Origin of the sequence: Arthrobacter sp. 260, assembly GCF_013116745.1 — a bacterium.
In the GTDB taxonomy this organism is placed as follows: domain Bacteria; phylum Actinomycetota; class Actinomycetes; order Actinomycetales; family Micrococcaceae; genus Arthrobacter_D.
Genome location: NZ_JABFOE010000119.1, coordinates 1 through 232, shown reverse-complemented (window position 1 = coordinate 232; position 232 = coordinate 1). Strand labels below are relative to the sequence as shown.

Genomic DNA, 232 nt, shown 5'->3' with positions numbered 1-232 from the left:
GGAAAACCTTGATCATCGCGCTCAAGGTCGGCGAGCTTGTTTCAACCGCATTTTTGCTTTGAGGCCGCTTTCCTGCCGCATTCGAGGCATTGATTTCCTTCTCGATTGCTTCAAGGAGCTGGGGGCATTCTTCATTGAAGAACTTCACAAGCACGGCTTCCGCCATCTTCTCGACCGATACCCGCGACTCCATTGCAATTTTTAGTGAGTAGAGGCTGACACGGCGTCCGAC

The 232-nt window shown here is 52.2% G+C and carries 1 protein-coding gene; it reads right to left on the bottom strand.

All coding sequences use genetic code 11. From position 1 onward, the window contains the following. A partial coding sequence (locus tag HMI57_RS18560) for a hypothetical protein (protein WP_216607723.1) occupies positions 1-232 on the bottom strand: 232 nt, incomplete at both ends.